Genomic DNA, 20,798 nt, shown 5'->3' on the forward strand with positions numbered 1-20,798 from the left:
CACTCAGGCGCTGGTGATGCTGGCTCGCAAGCTTGCTCGGGTGGTATTCGCCTTGCTGAAAGGGCAAAGCGAATATCAGCCAAAAGCCAGTTGAGGGCTTTCCCTCAACCATAGAATCTCCCACATTAGATCGCGTTCCTCTGAGAGGAATCGGTCAACTGTGGGAGCGGGCTTGCTCCGGGCGGCGATCTGACGAAAGCGGTCTATCAGGCGCTACGGCTCTGCTGATACTCGGCCAACGCGGGCAGCAATTGCTTGTCGATGGCCTGGCGCACGGCCGGCAGGATGGTCGCACTGCTGGTGTACATCTGCTTGACCATTGTCCGCAATTCCGTTGCCCGTTCGTTGTTCAAACCCCGTACCGCGCATTCGCAGGCCTGCTCAGCGGTTGCACCTGGGGGGACTGCAAATCCTAATGCCTTGAGCTGGCCCAACAGGTCTTCCTGGTCAATCAAATCGGTGTACATCATGACGCAATCCTTCTTCAGGGAACGGTGTCGTGGTTCGATTCTCATAGGGGTACGGAGTGGCGGCAAGGACGATTTGTCGCAATGGCCGCAATACCTATGAACAGGTCGTTTTCGGCTAACTTGCTACAGATGGGAGTGGGCACACTGGGATCAGCTGGTTTCACGATGGTTTGGTCACCCTCGCGCAACGGCTCCTCAACAGTACCCACCTCTGCCCCGATCCTGTCACGGCTTGATCGGGGTTTTTTTTGCCTGTGAATCAGGGAGGTATGAGTTGTCTGGACTGGCGCCATCGCGAGCAGGCTCACTCCCACAGTTGACCGAGTTCTAACAGGAGAATGCGGTCGAATGTGGGAGCGGGCTTGCTCGCGAAGAACGATGACGCGGTCTAGCGCTGCAACACCAAAATCCGCGACAACAATTCATCCCGATCGACATAACAACCCTGAAAATGTCGGGCGCCAGTAGCAGGGTCGAAGGCGTTGCGGGCGTGGAGGGTGCGGCGGTTGTCGAAACACCACATTTCGCCAGGGTTTAACCGCGTCATCACGCGGAATCGCGCTTCCCGGGTCATCGCAATAAAGCGGCGGTAGGCGTGATAGAGCGCCGGCATCTGCTCGACCGACGCATCGAACGGACCGCGCAGAAAATTCGCCATGCGGATTTCTGAAACCTGCCCAAAGGCATCCAGCGCGATGATCGGCGCCAGGCAACGGTAGTCGCTGTGGCGGTCTTTGTTGCGGAACTCCACAGGGATTTCGCAGAGGCTTTTGAACGCTTCGGGATCTTCTTTGCGCAAGGCTTCGGCAATGGCAAAACCGTCGACGAAAATACTCTCGCCACCGTCAGCGTCATTCACCAGGCAATGCAGAAATTGCAGCCCCGGTTGTAACTCCCGGGTTGGCAGGTCGCTGTGCAACGGCAGGTTGAAAGCGGTGTAGGCATTGCTGTCGGCATCGGCCTTGGATTGCACGTTGAACAGCACGCCAAAATTGCTCTCGCGGATGAAGGAAATCCGCTGGGCAATCAACTTCAACGAGCCCGGCTCGGTGGGCACACCGCGGACCTGAGTCAGGCCGGTATCGCGCACGGCCAGCAGCCATTGCAGCAAGGCGTCGTTGTCGTTCATCAACGCCTGGTAGTCGAACACCGGCAGCGTCAGGTTGCTGTTCCAGAGCTGGCTTTTTGGCTTGGATGCCCGGCGTTCGGCGCGGGACTCGTCATCGTAGGCGTGGGCCCGTAGCCAGCCAGGATCGAAGCGGCTGAGATGGCCGTCCTGCCAATCGACACGCAGGCAGCCTTCAGCATCAACGCTGACGTCCGAGGGCTTGAGGTTTTCGGCGACGTCGACGATTTCCAGCACTTGCTCGCGGGTGACGGTGTAGACGCACAGCGGGCACGGGCAGTTGTCCCGCAGCCACTGATGATGAAACGGGCTGACACGGTCATCGGCCCACTTCACTTGAATTCGGTCCGCCAGGGTGTGTACGGCGGTCAACGCGCTGATCAACGGGTAGGTACGGAAGTCGGCAAAAGCGGCGGCGGTGTTCAATGGCGATCTCCTTGTTATTTTTTAGGGGGTAACGCGATCACTCGGCCAATGTAGTCGGGGGCGGGAAGGTCGGTTTGCTCGACGACGATGGCTCGCAGCTTGCTCAAGGTGTCTTCGCTGAACGGTGCGGAGCGCGGCCCGGCAAGGTCGACGTGCAACAGCATTTGCTCGTTGCCTGCCAGCTCCTGGTCGTCGCCCACCCGATGCAGGCTGTGATAGAGGTGCAGGCGTTTGCTGTCGTGGCCGATGATTTGGGTGTGCACTTCGACGTCGGTGTCGAGCTTCACTTCGTGCAGGTAATTGAGGTGCAGTTCGAGGGTGAACAACGAGTTGCCGCTGGCTTCGCGGTTGTTGCTGTCCATGCCCAGACGATCCATCAGCGCGTCGGTGGCGTAGCTGAAAATCAGCAGGTAGAAGGCGTCGCGCAGGTGGCCGTTGTAGTCGACCCAGTCGGGGATGATTTTGGTTTGGTAGGTGGTGAGGGTGGGCATGGTGTAGGTTCCAACATGAGTGGTGACTGGGCTGCCGTCTTCGCGAGCAAGCCCGCTCCCACAGGGGATCTGCTGGGTGACATAGATTGTATTCACACATCAAATCAACTGTGGGAGCGGGCTTGCTCGCGAAGGGGCCAGACCTGCTGGCCCATTAGCCTGGGGTTATTCGCTGAAGGCCATCCCATGCTTCTCTTTGGTGGTCTTCACCGCTTCCAGCACCGCCAGCAAGCAATCATCACGATAGCGCTCCAGCGCCGAAATGCTGTGCGTGCCCAACTGATCGCTGGTGCCATCCACCACATCATCAATCAACTTGTCGGTCAGCTCCGGCGCCGGTAGATACGTCCACGGCAACTGCAACGCCGGCCCGAATTGCGCCATGAAGTGCCGCATGCCCGCATCGCCACCCGCCAGGGTGTACGTCAGGAATGTGCCCATGAACGACCAGCGCAGACCCGCGCCAAAGCGGATCGCATCATCGATTTCGCCGGTGGTCGCCACACCGTCGTTGACCAGGTGCAGCGCCTCACGCCACAGCGCTTCGAGCAAGCGGTCGGCGATAAAACCGGGTACTTCCTTGCGCACATGCAGCGGACGCATGCCCAAGGATTCGTAGACTTTCATTGCTGCTTGAACCGCTTGCGGGGCGGTGTTTTTGCCGCCCACCACTTCCACCAGCGGCAGCAGGTAAACCGGGTTGAACGGGTGGCCGACGACGCAGCGTTCCGGGTGCGTCGAGCTCTCGTAGAACTCGCTCGGCAACAGGCCGGAAGTACTGGAACCGATCAAGGCATTGGACTTGGCCGCCGCGCTGATTTTGGCGTGCAGCTCCAGTTTCAGGTCCAGACGTTCAGGGGCGCTTTCCTGAATGAAATCCGCATCGCGAACGCATTCTTCAATGGTGGCGACAAAGCGCAGCCGATCCTGCGATGCACCTGGCGCAAGGCCCTGTTTCTCCAAGGCACCCCAGGCATTGGCGACGCGTTTGCGCAGCGCGGCTTCGGCGCCAGGCGCCGGGTCCCAGGCCACCACGTCGAGGCCGTGGGCGAGGGCGCGGGACACCCAACCGCTGCCGATGACACCGCTGCCCAGGGCGGCGAAGGTTTTGATTTCAGTGATAAAGCTCATGGCGACGTCCTAAATAGTTCGGTGACCTAATGTGGGAGCGGGCTTGCTCGCGAAAGCGGGGTGTCAGTCGACAGAGATGTCGGATGTGACGGCCTCTTCGCGAGCAAGCCCGCTCCCACAGGTGAGGTGTAGGTTCGGGTTAACCGCGCTTGGTCAGGCCCATTTTTGCCCGGCCTTCTGCCGGGGTCAGAACACGGGCGCCGAGGCGGCTGAGGATTTCGCTGGCGCGCTCGACCAGTTGGCCGTTGGTCGCCAGTACGCCCTTGTCCAGCCAGAGGTTGTCTTCCAGACCGACTCGCACGTTGCCGCCCAGCAGCACCGCTTGCGCCGCCATCGGCATCTGCATGCGACCGATGCCGAAACCGGCCCACACCGCATTGGCTGGCAAGTTGTCGACCATGGCTTTCATGGTGGTGGTATCAGCCGGCGCGCCCCATGGGATGCCCAGGCAGAGCTGGAACAGCGGGTCGTCGAGCAATCCCTCCTTGATCAACTGCTTGGCGAACCACAGGTGACCGGTGTCGAAAATTTCCAGCTCGGCCTTCACGCCCAGCTCTTGAATGCGTTTGGCGCCAGCGCGTAGCTGGGCCGGGGTGGACACGTAAATGGTGTCGCCATCGCCGAAGTTCAGGGTGCCGCAATCGAGGGTGCAGATTTCCGGCAGCAGTGCTTCAACGTGGGCCAGACGGGTCAGCGGGCCGACCAGGTCGGTGTTCGGGCCGAACTCCATCGGGTTCTCGCCCGCGCCGATTTCCAGGTCGCCGCCCATGCCGGCGGTGAGGTTGACGATGATGTCGACGTCCGCCTCGCGGATGCGCTCCATCACTTCGCGATACAGCGCTACATCACGGCTGAATTTGCCGGTTTCGGGGTTACGAACGTGGCAGTGAACGACAGTGGCGCCGGCCTTGGCGGCTTCCACGGCGGCTGCGGCGATTTGTTTCGGGGTGACCGGCACGTGTGGGCTCTTGCTGGTCGTGTCGCCAGCACCGGTGAGTGCGCAGGTGATGATGACGTCGTGGTTCATGAGGCGGTTCCTGTTCTTTGTGGGAATGGCGGGCGTGATTAGTCGATTCGCAGCCCTGTCGGGCTGCGAGTCGGTGGTTCAATCGGGTTTATTTGATGGTCAGTTTCAGGTTGTCAGCTGCCGGTTTGCCATCGAAGGTGGTCACGCCTTCGAGCCAGCGTTGCTTGTCTTGCGGGTGATCTTTCAGCCATTGCTTGGCCGATTCGAAGGCGTCCTTGTGATCCAGCAGCGGCTGCATCATCCGGCTCTCGTCTTCGGCGGTGTAGGTCAGGTTGCTCAGCAAGCGACCGATGTTCGGGCATTGCTCGGCGTATTTCGGCGCGGTGACGGTCCAGACCGTGGCCATGCCTTCGTTCGGGCCCAGGGCGTCGTCGCTGCCGGTGAGGTAGGTCATCTTCACGTTGACGTTCATCGGGTGCGGCGCCCAGCCGAAGAACACCACGGCCTCTTTGCGTCGCACGGCGCGATCCACCGCCGCGAGCATGCCGGCCTCACTGGACTCGACCAACTGGAACTTGCCGAGGCCAAACTGGTTCTTGGCGATCATCGCCTTGATTTGGGTGTTGGCACCCGAACCTGGCTCGATGCCGTAGATCTTGCCGCCCAGTTCCTTTTCAAACTTGGCGATGTCGGCGAAGGTTTTCAGACCCTTGTCGGCGAGATACGTCGGTACGGCGAGAGTGGCGCGGGCGTCTTTCAGGCTTGGCGCCTCAAGCACCTTGACCTGATTGGCCGCGACGAACGGGGTGATGGTCTGGGTCATCAGCGGGTTCCAGTAGCCCAGGAACAAGTCCAGGCGCTGGTCGCGGATCCCGGCGAAGATGATTTGCTGGGAAGCGCTGGTTTGTTTGGTGTTGTAGCCGAGGCCATCGAGCAGGACTTGGGTCATGGCACTGGTGGCGATCACGTCGGTCCAGTTCACAACGCCCATGCGTACGTTCTGGCATGAAGCAGGTTCGGCCGCCATGACGCTGGCGCTCAAGAAAGCGGTACCGCTGAGTGCAAGAACACAGCTGCTGATCAGTCGTTTCATCTCAGGTTTCCTCGGCAGTTCGTTATTGTGGGTCCGGGCGTCTTCGTGCGCCGGTGATGCCCAAGTTACGCAGCTAAGGCCCTGTGAAAACGCACTGCGGCGACCAGCTCTTGCACTGCGGCGACCTGCGCTCTTGAATGCCGCGCGCAAGTGGCGTATCAACGTCCACACGCTTCCCGCCCTCTCGTTACCTGCCAGTCGAGTGCGCTCCATGTCCCAGGATTTCTACTTCTTGTTGATGCCGGGCTTCTCGGCAATTGGATTTATCTCGGCCATCGAGCCGCTGCGGGTCGCCAATCGCTTTCGTGGCGAGCTCTATCGCTGGCATGTGCTCAGCGCGGACGGCGGGGCGGTACTGGCCAGCAACGGCATGTCGGTCAACGCCGATGCGGCGCTGGAGCCGCTGAAGAAAGGCGCTACCTTGCTGGTGGTCGCCGGATTCGAACCGCTGAAGTTCACCACTCCGGCCCTGGAGCACTGGTTACGCCGCCTGGATAACGAAGGCGTGACCCTCGGCGCCATCGACACCGGCAGTTTCATCCTCGCCGAAGCCGGGCTGCTCGACGGCCATCGCCTGACCCTGCACTGGGAAGCCATCGACGCCTTCAAGGAGTCCTACCCGCAGCTGAGCGTCACCCAGGAGCTGTTCGAGATCGACCGCCGACGCATCACCTCCGCCGGCGGTACCGCTTCCATCGACCTGATGCTCGACCTTATCGCCCAGGCCCACGGCCCGGAACTGGCGATCCAGGTCAGCGAACAATTCGTACTCGGCCGTATCCGCCCGCGCAAAGACCACCAGCGCATGGAAGTCGCCACGCGTTATGGCATCAGCAACAAGAAACTGGTGCAGGTGATTGGGGAGATGGAGCAGCACAGCGAACCGCCGCTGAGCACGCTGGAATTGGCCGAATCGATCAAGGTGACGCGACGGCAACTGGAGCGATTGTTTCGGTTGCACCTGAACGACACACCGAGCAATTTCTACCTGCGCTTGCGGCTGGAGAAGGCCCGGCAGTTGCTGCGCCAGACCAATATGAGCGTGTTGGAAGTGAGTATTGCGTGCGGTTTTGAATCGCCGTCGTATTTCACTCGAAGCTATCGGGCGAAGTTTGAGCGGTGTCCGCGAGAGGATCGGCGGCGGTTGGGGGATGGCCGGGAGCTTGTTTGATGAGGGGCTTGGACCTGACACAAAACCACTGTGGGAGCGGGCTTGCTCGCGAATGCGGTCATTCATGCAACATTAAGGTCGACTGAGACACCCCATTCGCGAGCAAGCCCGCTCCCACAGTTTTGATCTGCTGTGAATGTTACTTCTTCATCAGCGCCGAACAGGCCGCTTTGTACGCCTCGTGCTGATACTTGTTCAGTGTGGCCGGCAGTTCGAAATCGAATTTCTTGTTCTGCGCATTGATAGTTTGTGGCGACAGCAGCGTGACCTCGCAATTCTCCAGCAACTGGAAAACACCCTCGATCTTGAACGTGGTCGGCCCACCGGCAAACTCACCCTTCTTGCTGCGTTTCTTGATCGCAATCCGATCAATGGCGTTCTCGCGCACAAACGACGCCACCTGAGCGGCAAAGACTTTGACGTTCGCGGCTTCGTCGTCATCGTCTAGGGCGATTTTCTTGGTGTTCAGCGGGATGTGGCTCAGGACCTGATCGTCGAGGGAAGCCACGGCAATGATTGCTTCGCTGCCTTTGATTTCGATGCCGCAGATTTTCATTTGAATCCCTTTACTGGCTGATAGCGTGCAGCTTACAGCTCAAGTTGATCGGCGTTGATGCCAAAAGCCGCGGCAATTTTCTCACGTGTCGCCTTGCGAGGCTTGGCGACGGTCTCTTGCTGGGCGAAGGCCGGTTGGGAGATGCCCATGCGTTTGGCCACTTCATCCTGGGTAAGGTTCAGATGTTCGCGCCAGGCGCGAATTGGCGTTGCGCCGTCGACGATACGGCTGACCACCTCGTGGGGAATAAGATCGGGCTCAATTCTCTGCGCCACATATTGCGCGTAGGGAATGACCACGAACGCAGGGTTTCCATCTGCGTCATTGATGATTTGAACGTCAGTAGGTGCGCTCATCGCGTTTTTTGACCTCTTGAATACTGATCACTTTAATTGCGCCATCCCAGTCGAACATGATCCGATAATTGCCGACTCGCAGACGGTAGGCGTAATCATGACCAACCAGTGCTTTGACGTTGCCCACATCAGGCATGTCAGCCAGCACCGTGATGGCATCACGAACCTGGATCTGATGAGCGGAATGCAATTTCAGAAGCTGCTTAACGGCCTTTCGAGTCCAGTGGATGCTGTTCATAGGAGAATATAAGTCTTTTATAAGATTTGCGAATCTTTACTTATATTTTGCAGGTGGCCAATAAACGAACCGTGTCGGCATGTTGCCCACATTGGAGCAGTCGTTTTTGGCTAAAGGACAGATGCAGGCGTGGTCAACAGAGTCTGTAGGAACACGTATTTCTTGAGGATTGAAAGCTGGCGACAGCACCAGCTTCCGACGGACGATAAGGTTTACTCCTGCCCAATCGACTCCAAAAACTCCGACCGCTCGTCACTCATCCGCGCCACGCAATCATTCTGCGCAATCGTGAACGCCTTGCTACCGGCTGTCGCCGGAAACGCTTCAACCGCGCAATCCGCATCCCGGGTCTTCAGCCACTGCTGTTGAGCAACCTTGAGCTTGGCGGTGATGTCGGTCAGTTGCGCCGGGCTCTTGCCGTAGAGCGTCTGCATGCGCTCGTTCAGGCTTTTGTAGTTTTCGCTCAGCAGGTCTTCGGCGGTGGTTCTGCTGTAGACCGAGCATTCCAGGGTCTGGACCTCGTTTTCGACTTTGTCGCAGGGGTTATCGTCGGCTTCTTCAGCCGCGTGTACGCCGGTCGCTATCAGTGCCAAAGCCAGGAAGATCGATTTCATTGCGCCGCCGCCCGTTTTTCCAGTAAAGCATCCAGTAATGGCGCGAATTCTGGCCCATGCGCAGGCCCTTGAACAGGTGCCCCATGACGTCCGGCGACGACCCTTTGTCGCGGATTGACGCTTTCGGCAAACCCCCTGTCGTTTTTGCACCCGGCTGCCCCCTCCCTCAGGCATATGCTGGCCCCAAAGCGCCGGCACACGATTCGGCGCATGAATCGCTAATAGGGGACAGCCTGATGAGCCCAGCCGAATTGCACGCCGACAGCATCGTTATCGACGGTCTGATTATTGCCAAGTGGAACCGTGAGCTGTTCGAAGACATGCGCAAGGGCGGTCTGACCGCGGCCAACTGCACCGTGTCGGTGTGGGAGGGCTTCCAGGCCACCGTCAACAATATCGCCGCCAGCCAGAAGCTGATCCGCGAAAACAGCGACCTGGTGATTCCAGTGCGCACCACCGCCGATATCCGCAAGGCTAAAGAGCAAGGCAAGACCGGCATCCTGTTCGGCTTCCAGAATGCTCACGCCTTTGAAGACCAGATCGGTTATGTAGAGGTGTTCAAGCAGCTGGGCGTCGGTATCGTGCAGATGTGCTACAACACCCAGAACCTGGTTGGCACCGGTTGCTACGAGCGTGATGGCGGCCTGTCGGGTTTCGGTCGTGAAATCGTCGCCGAGATGAACCGCGTCGGCGTCATGTGCGACCTGTCCCACGTCGGCTCGAAGACCTCCGAAGAAGTCATCCTCGAATCGAAGAAGCCGGTCTGCTACTCCCATTGCCTGCCGTCGGGCCTGAAAGTCCACCCGCGCAACAAGTCCGATGAAGAACTGAAGTTCATCGCCGATCACGGCGGTTTCGTCGGCGTGACCATGTTTGCGCCATTCCTGGCCAAGGGCATCGATTCGACCATCGACGATTACGCCGAAGCCATCGAATACACCATGAACATCGTCGGTGAAGACGCCATCGGTATCGGCACCGACTTCACCCAGGGCCATGGCCAGGACTTCTTCGAATACCTGACCCATGACAAGGGCTACGCCCGCCGCCTGACCAGCTTCGGCAAGATCATCAACCCGCTGGGCATCCGCACCGTCGGCGAATTCCCGAACCTGACCGAAACCCTGCTCAAGCGCGGCCATTCCGAGCGCGTGGTGCGCAAGATCATGGGCGAGAACTGGGTCAACGTCTTGAAGGACGTCTGGGGCGAGTAAGCCACAGCACCTCTGAATCCTTTCCCCCGGCCGTCCGCGCCGGGGGCAACACCAAAATTTTCTGGAGTTAAGTTTCCATGGCCAAGATCGCCCCGCAATTGCCAATCGAAGTCGACAGCGAAACCGGTGTCTGGACCTCCGACGCCCTGCCAATGCTGTACGTACCGCGTCACTTCTTCGTCAACAACCACATGGGCATCGAGGAAGTGCTGGGCGCCGACGCCTACGCCGAAATCCTCTACAAGGCCGGCTACAAGTCCGCCTGGCACTGGTGTGAAAAAGAAGCTGAATGCCACGGCCTGGAAGGCGTTGCGGTGTTCGAACACTACATGAAGCGCCTGTCGCAGCGCGGCTGGGGCCTGTTCAAGATCCAGGACATCGACCTCGACAAAGGCACTGCCAGCGTCAAGCTCGAACACTCGGCGTTCGTCTACGTGTACGGCAAGGTCGGGCGCAAGGTCGACTACATGTTCACCGGTTGGTTTGCCGGTGCCATGGATCAGATTCTGCAAGCCCGCGGCAGCAAGATCCGCACCGTTGCCGAACAGGTTTACGGTGGCTCCGAAGAAGGCCACGACGACGGCCTGTTCACCGTCAAGCCGTTGTAAGTCGAGGAACCCGCCATGGCTTTCGAAGCAATGTTCCAGCCGATCCAGATCGGCAAACTGACCATCCGCAACCGCGTGCTCAGCACCGCGCACGCCGAGGTTTATGCCACCGACGGCGGCATGACCACCGACCGGTACGTCAAGTATTACGAAGAGAAAGCCAAGGGCGGGATCGGCCTGGCGATTTGTGGTGGTTCCTCCAGTGTGGCCATCGACAGCCCGCAAGGCTGGTGGAAGTCGGTCAACCTGGCCGACGACCGGATCATTCCACACTTTCAGAACCTGGCCGATGCCATGCACAAGCATGGCGCCAAGATCATGATCCAGATTACCCACATGGGGCGTCGTTCCCGCTGGGACGGTGAGCATTGGCCAACCCTGCTGTCGCCGTCGGGCATCCGTGAGCCGGTGCACCGTGCGACCTGCAAAACCATCGAGCCGGAAGAAATCTGGCGGGTGATCGGCAACTACGCCAGCGCCGCGGCGCGGGCCAAGGCCGGTGGCCTGGACGGCGTCGAACTGTCCGCCGTGCACCAGCACATGATCGACCAGTTCTGGAGCCCACGCGTCAACAAACGTACCGACGAATGGGGCGGCAGCTTCGAAAACCGCATGCGTTTCGGCCTGGAAGTGATCAAGGCTGTGCGCAAGGAAGTCGGCCCGGACTTCTGCGTCGGCATTCGTCTGTGCGGTGACGAGTTCCACCCGGACGGCTTGTCCCACGAGGACATGAAGCAGATCGCCAAGTACTACGACGACACCGGCATGATCGACTTCATCGGCGTGGTGGGTTCGGGTTGCGACACCCACAACACCCTGGCCAACGTTATCCCGAACATGAGTTATCCACCGGAGCCGTTCCTGCACTTGGCGGCCGGTATCAAGGAAGTGGTGAAGGCCCCGGTTCTGCACGCGCAGAACATCAAGGACCCGAACCAGGCGACCCGTATTCTGGAAGGCGGCTACGTGGACATGGTCGGCATGACCCGCGCCCACATCGCCGACCCGCACCTGATTGCCAAGATCAAAATGGGTCAGGTCGACCAGATCAAACAATGCGTCGGCGCCAACTACTGCATCGACCGTCAGTACCAGGGCCTGGACGTGTTGTGCATCCAGAACGCCGCGACCTCCCGTGAATACATGGGCGTACCGCACATCATCGAGAAATCGACCGGTGTGAAGCGCAAAGTCGTGGTGGTCGGTGCCGGTCCTGCCGGGATGGAAGCGGCGCGTGTGTCGGCCGAACGTGGCCACGACGTGACCCTGTTCGAGAAGAAAGAATTCATCGGCGGGCAGATCACTACCGCGTCGAAAGCTCCGCAGCGCGACCAGATCGCCGGTATCACCCGCTGGTTCCAGCTTGAGCTGGCGCGTTTGAAGGTCGACCTGCGCCTGGGCGTGGCCGCCGATGCGGCAACCATTCTCGACCTGCGTCCGGACGTGGTGGTGCTCGCCGTTGGCGGCCATCCATTCCTGGAGCAGAACGAGCACTGGGGCGCGGCTGAAGGCCTGGTGGTCAGCAGCTGGGACATTCTCGATGGCAAGGTCGCACCGGGCAAGAACGTGCTGGTCTACGACACCATCTGCGAGTTCACCGGGATGTCGACCGCCGACTTCCTCGCCGACAAGGGCAGCCAGGTCGAGATCGTCACCGACGACATCAAGCCAGGCGTGGCGATTGGCGGCACCTCGTTCCCGACGTACTACCGCAGCATGTACCCCAAAGAAGTGATCATGACCGGGGACATGATGCTGGAGAAGGTCTACCGCGAAGGCGACAAGCTGGTGGCGGTGCTGGAAAACGAATACACCGGCGCCAAAGAGGAGCGGGTGGTGGACCAGGTCGTCGTCGAAAACGGCGTGCGTCCGGACGAAGAAATCTACTACGCCTTGAAGGAAGGCTCGCGCAACAAAGGCCAGATGGACATCGAAGCCCTGTTCGCGATCAAGCCACAACCTTCGCTGAGCCAGGCGGGCGACGGCTACTTGCTGTTCCGCATCGGCGACTGCGTGGCGCAGCGCAACACCCACGCGGCGATCTACGACGCGTTGAGGCTCTGTAAGGATTTCTAAGGCTTGCACATAACCCTGTGGGAGCGGGCTTGCTCGCGAAAGCGGCGGGTCAGACGACATCGATGTTGAATGTCAGTCCGTCTTCGCGAGCAAGCCCGCTCCCACAGGAACCGAGTAAGGCATCTCGACCTGCAAGACCCCGAGGTCTTTGGGAGCTCCACCATGTTGAACACCCTTCTTCCAATCCTGTTGTTCGCAGCCCTGGGCCTTGCCGTCCTCGGCGCGTTGCGGCGGGTGGCTATGTGGCGCCGAGGCCGGGCTTCGAAAGTCGACCTGATCGGCGGCCTGTTCGCCATGCCCAAGCGCTACATGGTCGATTTGCACCATGTCGTCGCGCGGGACAAATACATCGCCAACACTCACGTCGCCACGGCTGGCGGTGCGGTGGCGTCCATTGTGCTGGCGATCCTGGTTCACGGTTTCGGCCTGCACAATCGCATTCTCGGTATTGCCCTGCTAATTGCCTCGGCGGTGATGTTCGTCGGTGCGATTTTCATGTTCCTGCGTCGTCGCAACCCACCGGCTCGCCTTTCCAAAGGGCCATGGATGCGTCTGCCGAAAAGCCTGTTGGCGTTCTCTGCGAGCTTCTTCCTGTTGACCCTGCCGGTCGCCGGCATCCTCCCGGAAAACTTCGGCGGTTGGGTGGTCGCTGCGATCCTCGGCGTCGGTGTGCTGTGGGGCGTATCGGAGTTGTTCTTCGGCATGACCTGGGGCGGGCCGATGAAGCACGCCTTCGCCGGTGCCTTGCACCTGGCCTGGCACCGTCGCGCCGAACGTTTTGGTGGCGGCCGCTCCACCGGTTTGAAACCGCTGGACCTGAACGACCCAACCGCGCCACTGGGCGTGGAAAAACCCAAGGATTTCACCTGGAACCAACTGCTCGGCTTCGACGCCTGCGTGCAGTGCGGTAAGTGCGAAGCCGCGTGCCCGGCGTTCGCCGCCGGCCAGCCGCTGAACCCGAAAAAGCTGATTCAGGACATGGTCGTTGGCCTGGCCGGTGGCACCGATGCCAAGTTCGCCGGCAGCCCGTATCCAGGCAAGGCGATCGGCGAACACGCCGGTAACCCGCATCAACCGATCGTCAACGGCCTGGTGGACGCTGAAACCTTGTGGTCCTGCACCACTTGCCGCGCCTGCGTCGAGGAATGCCCGATGATGATCGAGCACGTCGACGCCATCGTCGACATGCGCCGTCACCTGACCCTGGAAAAAGGCGCGACCCCGAACAAGGGCGCCGAAGTCCTCGAAAACCTGATCGCCACCGACAACCCTGGCGGCTTCGCCCCGGGTGGGCGGATGAACTGGGCGGCGGACTTGAACCTCAATCTGATGAGCGAGAAGAAGTCGGTCGACGTGCTGTTCTGGGTCGGCGACGGTGCCTTCGACATGCGCAACCAGCGCACTCTGCGCGCCTTCGTCAAAGTGCTGAAAGCGGCCAAGGTCGACTTCGCGGTACTGGGTCTCGAAGAGCGCGACAGCGGTGACGTAGCCCGACGTCTGGGCGACGAAGCGACCTTCCAGCTGTTGGCCAAACGCAACATCCAGACCCTGGCCAAATACAACTTCAACCGCATCGTCACCTGCGACCCGCACAGCTTCCACGTGCTGAAAAACGAGTACGGCGCCTTCGACGGCAACTACCTCGTGCAGCACCACAGCACCTACATGGCGGAAATCATCGGCGCTGGCGCCCTGAACCTTGGTCAGCACAAAGGCAGCAGCGTGACTTATCACGACCCGTGCTACCTCGGCCGCTACAACGGCGAATACGAGGCGCCGCGTGAAGTGCTGCGCGCCCTGGGGATCGAGATCAAGGAAATGCAACGCTCCGGTTTCCGCTCGCGCTGCTGCGGCGGTGGTGGCGGTGCGCCGATCACCGACATCCCGGGCAAGCAACGGATCCCCGACATGCGCATGGAAGACATCCGCGAAACCGGCGCCGAACTGGTGGCCGTGGGTTGTCCACAGTGCACCGCGATGCTCGAAGGCGTGGTCGAACCTCGGCCGCTGATCAAGGACATCGCCGAACTGGTGGCGGACGCGTTGCTTGAAGACACCGCGCCGGGAAAGCCTTCAGCACCGGCCAAACGTGAACCTGCGGAGGTGCATTGATGAGCGACATTATCCGCCGCGACCCACGCGCTGAATGGATCGCCCGCAACCGTCTGCACCCGCTGCACGCGGCCATGCAACCGGCGCAACACAGCTGGATGGGGCCTAACGGCGTCATCCGCAAGAATCCCCATGGCATCGGTTTTATCGGTCCCAACGGGATCAAACGAATCGACCGCAGCGGCGCTCAACAGGGCGGGGCGACTAAACGCTCGGCCGCGGTTGAAGTGCAATTGCCGCTGCATCAAGTGCCGCAACCGGCGTTCTACATCAACGTGGTGCCGGACATGGTCGGCGGCCGCTTGAGCAGCCACGACCGCGACTTGCTCGGCCTGGCTCATCAGTTGGCCGGCAAGGACGGCGCGGTATTGGCCGTGGTCTTTGGCGAACATAAAGAAAACGCTTTCGCCACTGCTGGCGTCGATCGCTTGCTGGTGCTCGATGGCGAAGAATTCAGCGGTTATGCACCGGAACAACGGGTCCAGGGGCTACGGGCTGTGGATAACCAGTTCAACCCGCGTCACTGGTTGCTGCCGGACAGTCGCAGCGGTGGTGGTGAATTGGGTCGACGCTTTGCCGCCGCGCTGGGCGAACGCCCGGCCACCCGGGTCTGGCAGGTCAAGGATCAGGAATGCATCGGCCGCGCCGGTGCCGGTTTGCAAGACCTTGCGCGCCCGGTGGCACGCTTGATTCTGGCTGCCGTCGAATGCGCCGAACCGGTCAGCGAAACCCGTCACGAAGCCTTGCCGGTGGAGTTATCCACAGCCGTGGCGCGCAGCTTGTCGCGCATCGAGGATCTGGGCGCGGTGGCAGTGGACCCGGCGGCGATTCCGATGGCCGAAGCCGAGTTCATCTTCTCCGGCGGCAACGGGGTCAAGGACTGGGGACTTTTCCACAGGACCGCCGAAGCGCTGGGTGCTACCGAAGGCGCGTCCCGCGTGGCGGTGGACGATGGCTTCATGGCGCGCGACCGTCAGGTCGGTGCGTCCGGCACCTGGGTGACTGCGCGGGTCTACGTGGCAGTGGGGATTTCCGGGGCGATCCAGCACCTGCAAGGCATCGGTGCCTGCGACAAGGTGGTGGCGATCAACCTCGACCCTGGCTGCGACATGATCAAACGGGCCGACTTGTCGGTGATCGGCGAGAGCGCCGAGATTCTTCAAGCCTTGATCGATGCGGTAGAGGCTTACCGCAATGAAGCCAAGCGCGATGCGGCTTAAGGAAAGGAAAGGGTTATGAGCACGAAAATCATCAGCCTGGTGTCCATCGGCGCCCACCCGACCTCCGGCCGGCCACGTCGCGCGGAGCAGGATGCGCGGGCGGTGGAGCTGGGCCTGCAATTGGCTGGGGATAACCTGCAAGTGCTGCATGCCGGTGACGTCGCGGAACCCGCATTGCGTGCCTATTTGGGCATGGGCCTGGAACAGCTGCATGTGCTGGAGCAACCGGAAGGCGCCGATGCGCTGCCGGCATTGACTGCGTATTTGCGTGATGCCGGGGCGCAGGTCGTGCTGACCGGCAGCCAGGCGGAAACCGGTGAAGGCTCGGGCATGTTGCCGTTCCTGCTGGCGGAAAGCCTGGGCTGGCCATTGGTAGTCGGGCTGGCTCAAGTTGAATCCATCGACGGCAATTCAGCGCTGGTGCTGCAAGCCTTGCCTCGCGGTCAGCGCCGTCGGTTGAAAGTGCGGCTGCCGTTCCTCGCAACTGTGGATAACGCTGCGCCGAAACCTCGGCAGAGCGCCTATGGCCCGGCTCGACGCGGGGTGTTGCAGGCGGATGAAGTCGAAGTGATCGACGACGCACTGCTGGCGGTCGCCACGCTGCAACCGGCCAAGCCACGGCCTAAACGCTTGAAGGTGATCAAGGCCAAGAGCGGCGCGGACCGGATGAAAGCCGCGACGGCCAAGGCCAGCGGTGGCGGCGGGCAGGTGCTTAAAGGCGTGACTGCGCAAGCAGGTGCCGAGGCGATCCTCAAGTTGCTGATCGAAGAAGGCGTGGTCCGCTAACGAATACCCAATACAGATCTAATGTGGGAGCGGGCTTGCTCGCGAAGAGGGCGGTTCAGTCGACATTGATGTTGTCTGACACACCGCTTTCGTCGGATCGCCGCCCGGAGCAAGCCCGCTCCCACAAGGAATAACAAATGACCGTTGAATTTCGTTCGGCCCTGCGCGCGGATGCGCGGGAGATTGCTCGCTTGTTTCAGATTTCTTCAGAGGGCGCTGCAGATTACATCTGGAGCCAACTGGCACAACCCGGTCAGGATTTGCTGGATGTCGGGGCCAGTCGCTACGCCCGTGAAGACGTCGATTTCTCTTACCAAAACTGCGTGATTGCGCAGGCCGAGGGTGAAGTCATCGGCATGATGCACAGCTACGTGATGCGTCACGACCCACTGGCGCCTCCAGTGACCGATCCAGTCCTGGCGCCGTACGCCAAAATGGAAATCCCCGACACCCTCTACATCTCCAGCCTCGCGCTGCATGAAGGCTGGCGAAACCAGGGCCTGGGCAAGCAATTCCTCGCCTACGCTTACGACCGTGCCAACCAGCTAGGGCTCAATGGCTTGAGCCTGATCGACTACGCGGTGAACACCGGCGCCCGCCGGTTTTACGAGCGACATGGCTTTCGTATCGTCGATACCTGCCAGATCACGCCCCATCCGATGATTCGGGTCACGGGTGAGGCCTATCTGATGTATCGGCCCTGATGAGCTACATTTTTCTATGAGCTGGCTTTCCATGAGCAGGGCGGGGTGGCAGCAGCGCTAATTCCTCACACTCGTTTTCAAGAATGGGTTGAACATGGGAGCGGTCAGTCGACGTGAGACCTGTCTGATCTGTGGCGTGATGCTTGTTGTGTTTTTTCTGGTGGTAACCACGCGTTCGATAGCGGATACCAGAAAGGAAGATCCGGATTTTTACAAATGGCTGGAGTCTGAACAGGGGCAAAAAGCCTCCCTGGCGCAGATGAAACAGCAATGCGACAAGGTGCTGGATACTGAAAAGAACCTGAATTGTTCAGTGTCCGTTTTCTCCCGAATGTTCGAGGCCAAAACCGCAAACCTGATCCCCGAGTACTATCTGGCGATCAAGCGTCGTCATGCTCAGGCAATCGCGAATGACCCTGAGCTCAACGCGATGTTCTCCATGTTCGGCAGCGAATCCCTCGCGACCCTGCGCAGGCTCGGCGATTTTTCGGTGACAAGAACCAAGCGACACGAGGTGCTGGCGATTCATCCTTACGCCAGCGACAGTCACGTCTCTGACGATGTGCTGCCCTACCTCGATGTCAAAGCGGCCAATGGTGTCTCGTCGCGCTTCATTCTGGACACCGGCGCACCGCAAACGCGGGTCAACAACGACACCGCGAAGCTGATGGGCATCAGGTTGTTAACCGACTCTCACTATGGCTACAGCACGTTTTATGGCGAACGTGACCTGTCTGCCCAACTCGGGATCTTTGAGTCTTTAACGATAGGTACAAGCGAGTTCAGAAACGTCCTGGTGTTTGTCAGCGACCGGGAAAACTTACTGGGGCTTGATCTGATCGGTAAGTTGGGGCGTTTGAAGGTCACCAAAAAGACACTGGAGGTTAACGCCGAACCTCCCGCGCGATGCGATTCGCCAATTAGCTACGCGCGCATGGACATTAATCAACGACTGACCATTGCCGCACGCCTGGATCGTCGGGCCACACCGGTGATTATCGACACCGGCAATGTCGATTACCTGACATCGTCCTCGCCGGGCAACTCACCCATTCATGTTACCGATGAACCTCGTCCCCAAACCTTCAAGGGTGAATTGAGCCTGTCGGGCCATATCCAATCGATCACCTACAACTACTACCCGGACTTTACGATTCCTGCGTCGTTATTGCTGGGTCAGTACGTGCCTTCGCTTTTGCTTGGGTGGGGTGCATTCAATGATTATGAGTTGAATCTGGATATCGACTCGGGATGGTCGTGTTTCAACAGGACCTGATCATGGTTACCCACAATCCCTGTTAGTGCTTCTGTGGATAACGTGTTCGCCCATCGCTACACCCCATACAAACCAGGCCCTGCAACCCTTCGTACAAAAAACAACCAGCCTAACTTGCGGTTTTTTCAGGCTTTTTCCAGAGGATAACTTTGTACGCAAGCCAATACTTGCCCCCAATCTCTGTTAGCGCATCTGTGGATAAGATGTTTGCTGTCCTCTACAGGCCATATAAAACGGGCCTATCAGGCGGCTGATCAAAAAGCGATCAAATCATCGTTTTAAGCCGGTAAACCTCGCGCAAACCCCGATTTATCGCGGCTTCCAGCGGTTTTCCACAGATCCGCCCAAGTTGCCCCCAAAGTCTGTTGGCGCTTCTGTGGATAAGGTGTTCGCCATCCTCTGCAAGCCACGTATAACGTGCCTTTCAAGCTTTAGATCAAAAAACAACCAATCGTTGTTCAAAACCCTGCTTCTGGATAAGTCACGGATTTTCTTCAGTTTCTGTGGAGAAAGTTTCCACGAAATCCACACTTGTCCCCAATAGCTGTGGGTGGAGGTGTGGATAACTTGTTTGCTAAAGGCTGGGAGCCATGTGGTGTATAGGCCTGAACGTAATAGATCATATTTCGTACAGTTCTATAGGGGGAGAGGGTTTCGCGGGAGAGGGATGCAGTGACTGGGAGGGCGCTTTCGCGAGCAAGCCCGCTCCCACACTGGATCTATGACGCACTGAAGATCCCTTGTGGGAGCGGGCTTGCTCGCGAAGCTTTTGAGGTTAGCCCTGAACCGGCACACCTTTAAGGTATGGAGCAGGCTCTGCCCCAAGGTTGTTCAGCAACCGCTCGCTGTACCAATCCACAAAATTCACCACGCCAAACTCATAGGTCTTGGAGTAAGGGCCTGGCTGGTAAGCCGTGGAGTTGATCCCGCGCTGGTTCTCTTCGGCCAGGCGACGGTCCTGGTCGTTGGTCGCATCCCAGACCTGGCGCATGCGCTCCACGTCGTAGTCCACGCCTTCGACCGCGTCCTTGTGGACGATCCACTTGGTGGTGACCATGGTTTCCTGCGCGCTGATCGGCCACACGGTGAACACGATGATGTGGTCGCCCATGCAGTGGTTCCAGGAGTGCGGCAGGTGCAGGATACGCATCGAGCCCAGGTCCGGGTTTTTGATCCGGCCCATGAGTTTGGCGCAGCCTTGTTTGCCGTCCAGGGTCATCGACACGGTGCCCTTGAGCAGCGGCATGCGCACGATGCGGTTACGCAGGCCGAAGCTGGCGTGGGCGTAAGGGATCTTCTCGGCTTCCCAGGCAGCGGCGGAGGCCGCGACATGGTCCTTGAAGGCCTGGTCGGCACGCGGGTCGGTGACGTCGTCCCATTCCAGCAGGGTTTTCAGCAGTTCCGGGTGCGACGCGTTGCAGTGGTAGCACTCGCGGTTGTTTTCCAGCACCAGTTTCCAGTTGGCCTTTTCCATCAAGGTGGTGGTAATCGCCACCTTGGTGTTCTCCATGTCGTACGGTTCCATGTAATGGTTCAGTGTCGACAGGAAGTCATCAATGGCTGGCGGGTTCTCCGACAGGCTGATGAAGATGTAGCCGCCAGCGGTTTTCACGTTTACCGGTTTGAGGCCGTACTGCTTCATGTCGAAGTCGGCGCCCATTTCGGTACCGGCGAACAGCAGGCGGCCGTCCAGCTCGTAGGTCCACTGGTGGTAGTGGCAGACCAGTTTGGCGACCTTGCCTTTTTCACTGGTGCACAGCCGTGAACCGCGGTGACGGCAAACGTTGTGGAACGCATGGACTATGCCGTCTGCGCCGCGAATCACGATGATCGGGTTCTTGCCGACTTGCAGGGTCAGGTAGTTGCCCTTGGTCGGGATTTCGCAGGTCATGCCGGCGATCAACCACTCTTTCTGAAAGATTTCCTGCATGTCGATATCAAACAGCCGCTCGTCAGAGTAAAACGGCTGCGGCAGCGAGAAAGTGCGCTCGCGCTCTTGCAGCATCTGTGCGGTGGCCTTGCGTGCGGGTTCCAGCGGATCGCCCAGGCTCAGGGTAGTGGTGACGTCCATCATTTAATCCTCAAGGCCATCTGCGTGGCCGGCGAAAGTGGCTGATCAGGTTTGCTACGCAAGGTGTAAAGGTTGTGTCTTGGTATGGAGCG

General features: G+C 59.6%; 20 protein-coding genes and 1 pseudogene. 10 read left to right on the forward strand and 11 right to left on the reverse strand.

All coding sequences use genetic code 11. The features are described 5' to 3' along the window. Window positions 1-94 (forward strand): annotated as a pseudogene (locus KW848_RS31950) (IS110 family transposase); the annotation flags it as partial. A 112-nt stretch (window positions 95-206) separates the two neighbouring features. Here KW848_RS31950 and KW848_RS24920 read toward each other — a convergent pair. The 6 genes from KW848_RS24920 to choX form a co-directional block, all read right to left on the reverse strand. Beyond that, complete coding sequence (locus tag KW848_RS24920) at window positions 207-470, reverse strand: hypothetical protein (protein ID WP_111448520.1); 264 nt, start codon at window positions 468-470, stop codon at window positions 207-209. A 388-nt stretch (window positions 471-858) separates the two neighbouring features. Further along, window positions 859-2,022, reverse strand: coding sequence for a gamma-butyrobetaine dioxygenase (locus KW848_RS24925; protein ID WP_218538398.1), 1,164 nt, complete (start codon window positions 2,020-2,022; stop codon window positions 859-861). Window positions 2,023-2,036: 14 nt separating this feature from the next. Next, window positions 2,037-2,513 carry a thioesterase family protein gene (locus KW848_RS24930; RefSeq protein WP_218538399.1) on the reverse strand — a complete coding sequence of 159 codons (477 nt, stop codon included), beginning with the start codon at window positions 2,511-2,513 and terminating at the stop codon, window positions 2,037-2,039. Window positions 2,514-2,678: 165 nt separating this feature from the next. Beyond that, window positions 2,679-3,644: an L-carnitine dehydrogenase gene (locus KW848_RS24935; protein WP_218538400.1), complete on the reverse strand. Its 966-nt coding sequence runs from the start codon at window positions 3,642-3,644 to the stop codon at window positions 2,679-2,681. Between the two features lie 139 nt (window positions 3,645-3,783). Then, window positions 3,784-4,671, reverse strand: a complete 888-nt coding sequence (locus tag KW848_RS24940; protein WP_218538401.1) for a 3-keto-5-aminohexanoate cleavage protein — start codon at window positions 4,669-4,671, stop codon at window positions 3,784-3,786. A gap of 88 nt (window positions 4,672-4,759) precedes the next feature. Next, window positions 4,760-5,704, reverse strand: a complete 945-nt coding sequence (gene choX / locus KW848_RS24945; protein WP_218538402.1) for a choline ABC transporter substrate-binding protein — start codon at window positions 5,702-5,704, stop codon at window positions 4,760-4,762. 211 nt (window positions 5,705-5,915) lie between these two features. On the opposite strand from choX, the gene KW848_RS24950 reads away from it, so the two are divergent. Next, window positions 5,916-6,875: a GlxA family transcriptional regulator gene (locus KW848_RS24950; protein ID WP_111448526.1), complete on the forward strand. Its 960-nt coding sequence runs from the start codon at window positions 5,916-5,918 to the stop codon at window positions 6,873-6,875. A 139-nt stretch (window positions 6,876-7,014) separates the two neighbouring features. On the opposite strand, the gene KW848_RS24955 is transcribed toward KW848_RS24950, so the two are convergent. The 4 genes from KW848_RS24955 to KW848_RS24970 form a co-directional block, all read right to left on the reverse strand. Continuing rightward, on the reverse strand, window positions 7,015-7,431 hold the full coding sequence (locus KW848_RS24955) for a DUF3010 family protein (protein ID WP_111448527.1): 417 nt from the start codon (window positions 7,429-7,431) through the stop codon (window positions 7,015-7,017). A 32-nt stretch (window positions 7,432-7,463) separates the two neighbouring features. Beyond that, on the reverse strand, window positions 7,464-7,787 hold the full coding sequence (locus KW848_RS24960) for a helix-turn-helix transcriptional regulator (protein WP_111448528.1): 324 nt from the start codon (window positions 7,785-7,787) through the stop codon (window positions 7,464-7,466). Beyond that, window positions 7,771-8,025, reverse strand: a complete 255-nt coding sequence (locus KW848_RS24965) for a type II toxin-antitoxin system RelE/ParE family toxin (RefSeq protein ID WP_218538403.1) — start codon at window positions 8,023-8,025, stop codon at window positions 7,771-7,773. The genes KW848_RS24960 and KW848_RS24965 overlap by 17 nt, the downstream gene beginning before the upstream one ends. 212 nt (window positions 8,026-8,237) lie before the next feature. After that, window positions 8,238-8,639 carry a lysozyme inhibitor LprI family protein gene (locus tag KW848_RS24970; protein WP_192409228.1) on the reverse strand — a complete coding sequence of 134 codons (402 nt, stop codon included), beginning with the start codon at window positions 8,637-8,639 and terminating at the stop codon, window positions 8,238-8,240. Window positions 8,640-8,875: 236 nt separating this feature from the next. Here KW848_RS24970 and KW848_RS24975 point away from each other — a divergent pair, with 236 nt between their 5' ends. The 8 genes from KW848_RS24975 to KW848_RS25010 all read left to right on the forward strand — a co-directional run bounded on the left by KW848_RS24975 (window position 8,876) and on the right by KW848_RS25010 (window position 18,635). Next, window positions 8,876-9,853: a dipeptidase gene (locus KW848_RS24975; RefSeq protein WP_007907542.1), complete on the forward strand. Its 978-nt coding sequence runs from the start codon at window positions 8,876-8,878 to the stop codon at window positions 9,851-9,853. A 77-nt stretch (window positions 9,854-9,930) separates the two neighbouring features. Further along, a complete protein-coding gene (locus tag KW848_RS24980; protein WP_008033249.1) occupies window positions 9,931-10,461 on the forward strand; it encodes a DUF5943 domain-containing protein in 531 nt (176 codons plus the stop codon). 15 nt (window positions 10,462-10,476) lie between these two features. Next, complete coding sequence (gene dgcA / locus KW848_RS24985) at window positions 10,477-12,537, forward strand: dimethylglycine demethylation protein DgcA (protein WP_008008115.1); 2,061 nt, start codon at window positions 10,477-10,479, stop codon at window positions 12,535-12,537. Window positions 12,538-12,699: 162 nt separating this feature from the next. Then, window positions 12,700-14,649: a dimethylglycine demethylation protein DgcB gene (gene dgcB, locus KW848_RS24990; RefSeq protein WP_218538404.1), complete on the forward strand. Its 1,950-nt coding sequence runs from the start codon at window positions 12,700-12,702 to the stop codon at window positions 14,647-14,649. Next, the gene (locus KW848_RS24995; protein WP_218538405.1) at window positions 14,649-15,869 is read left to right on the forward strand and encodes an electron transfer flavoprotein subunit alpha/FixB family protein; all 1,221 of its coding nucleotides are present in this window, start codon (window positions 14,649-14,651) and stop codon (window positions 15,867-15,869) included. Before dgcB ends, KW848_RS24995 begins: the two co-directional genes overlap by 1 nt. 15 nt (window positions 15,870-15,884) lie before the next feature. Next, window positions 15,885-16,655 carry an electron transfer flavoprotein subunit beta gene (locus tag KW848_RS25000; RefSeq protein ID WP_111448533.1) on the forward strand — a complete coding sequence of 257 codons (771 nt, stop codon included), beginning with the start codon at window positions 15,885-15,887 and terminating at the stop codon, window positions 16,653-16,655. A gap of 137 nt (window positions 16,656-16,792) precedes the next feature. Further along, window positions 16,793-17,359 (forward strand): GNAT family N-acetyltransferase, encoded by a 567-nt coding sequence (locus tag KW848_RS25005; RefSeq protein WP_192409232.1) that lies wholly within the window; start codon window positions 16,793-16,795, stop codon window positions 17,357-17,359. Between the two features lie 94 nt (window positions 17,360-17,453). After that, window positions 17,454-18,635 carry a retropepsin-like aspartic protease gene (locus KW848_RS25010; protein ID WP_218538406.1) on the forward strand — a complete coding sequence of 394 codons (1,182 nt, stop codon included), beginning with the start codon at window positions 17,454-17,456 and terminating at the stop codon, window positions 18,633-18,635. Between the two features lie 775 nt (window positions 18,636-19,410). Here KW848_RS25010 and gbcA read toward each other — a convergent pair. After that, window positions 19,411-20,706, reverse strand: a complete 1,296-nt coding sequence (gene gbcA, locus KW848_RS25015) for a glycine-betaine demethylase subunit GbcA (protein ID WP_218538407.1) — start codon at window positions 20,704-20,706, stop codon at window positions 19,411-19,413. Window positions 20,707-20,798: the final 92 nt, after the last annotated feature.

The sequence above is a fragment of the Pseudomonas sp. PDM25 genome, assembly GCF_019219045.1.
Taxonomy (GTDB): Bacteria; Pseudomonadota; Gammaproteobacteria; order Pseudomonadales; family Pseudomonadaceae; genus Aquipseudomonas.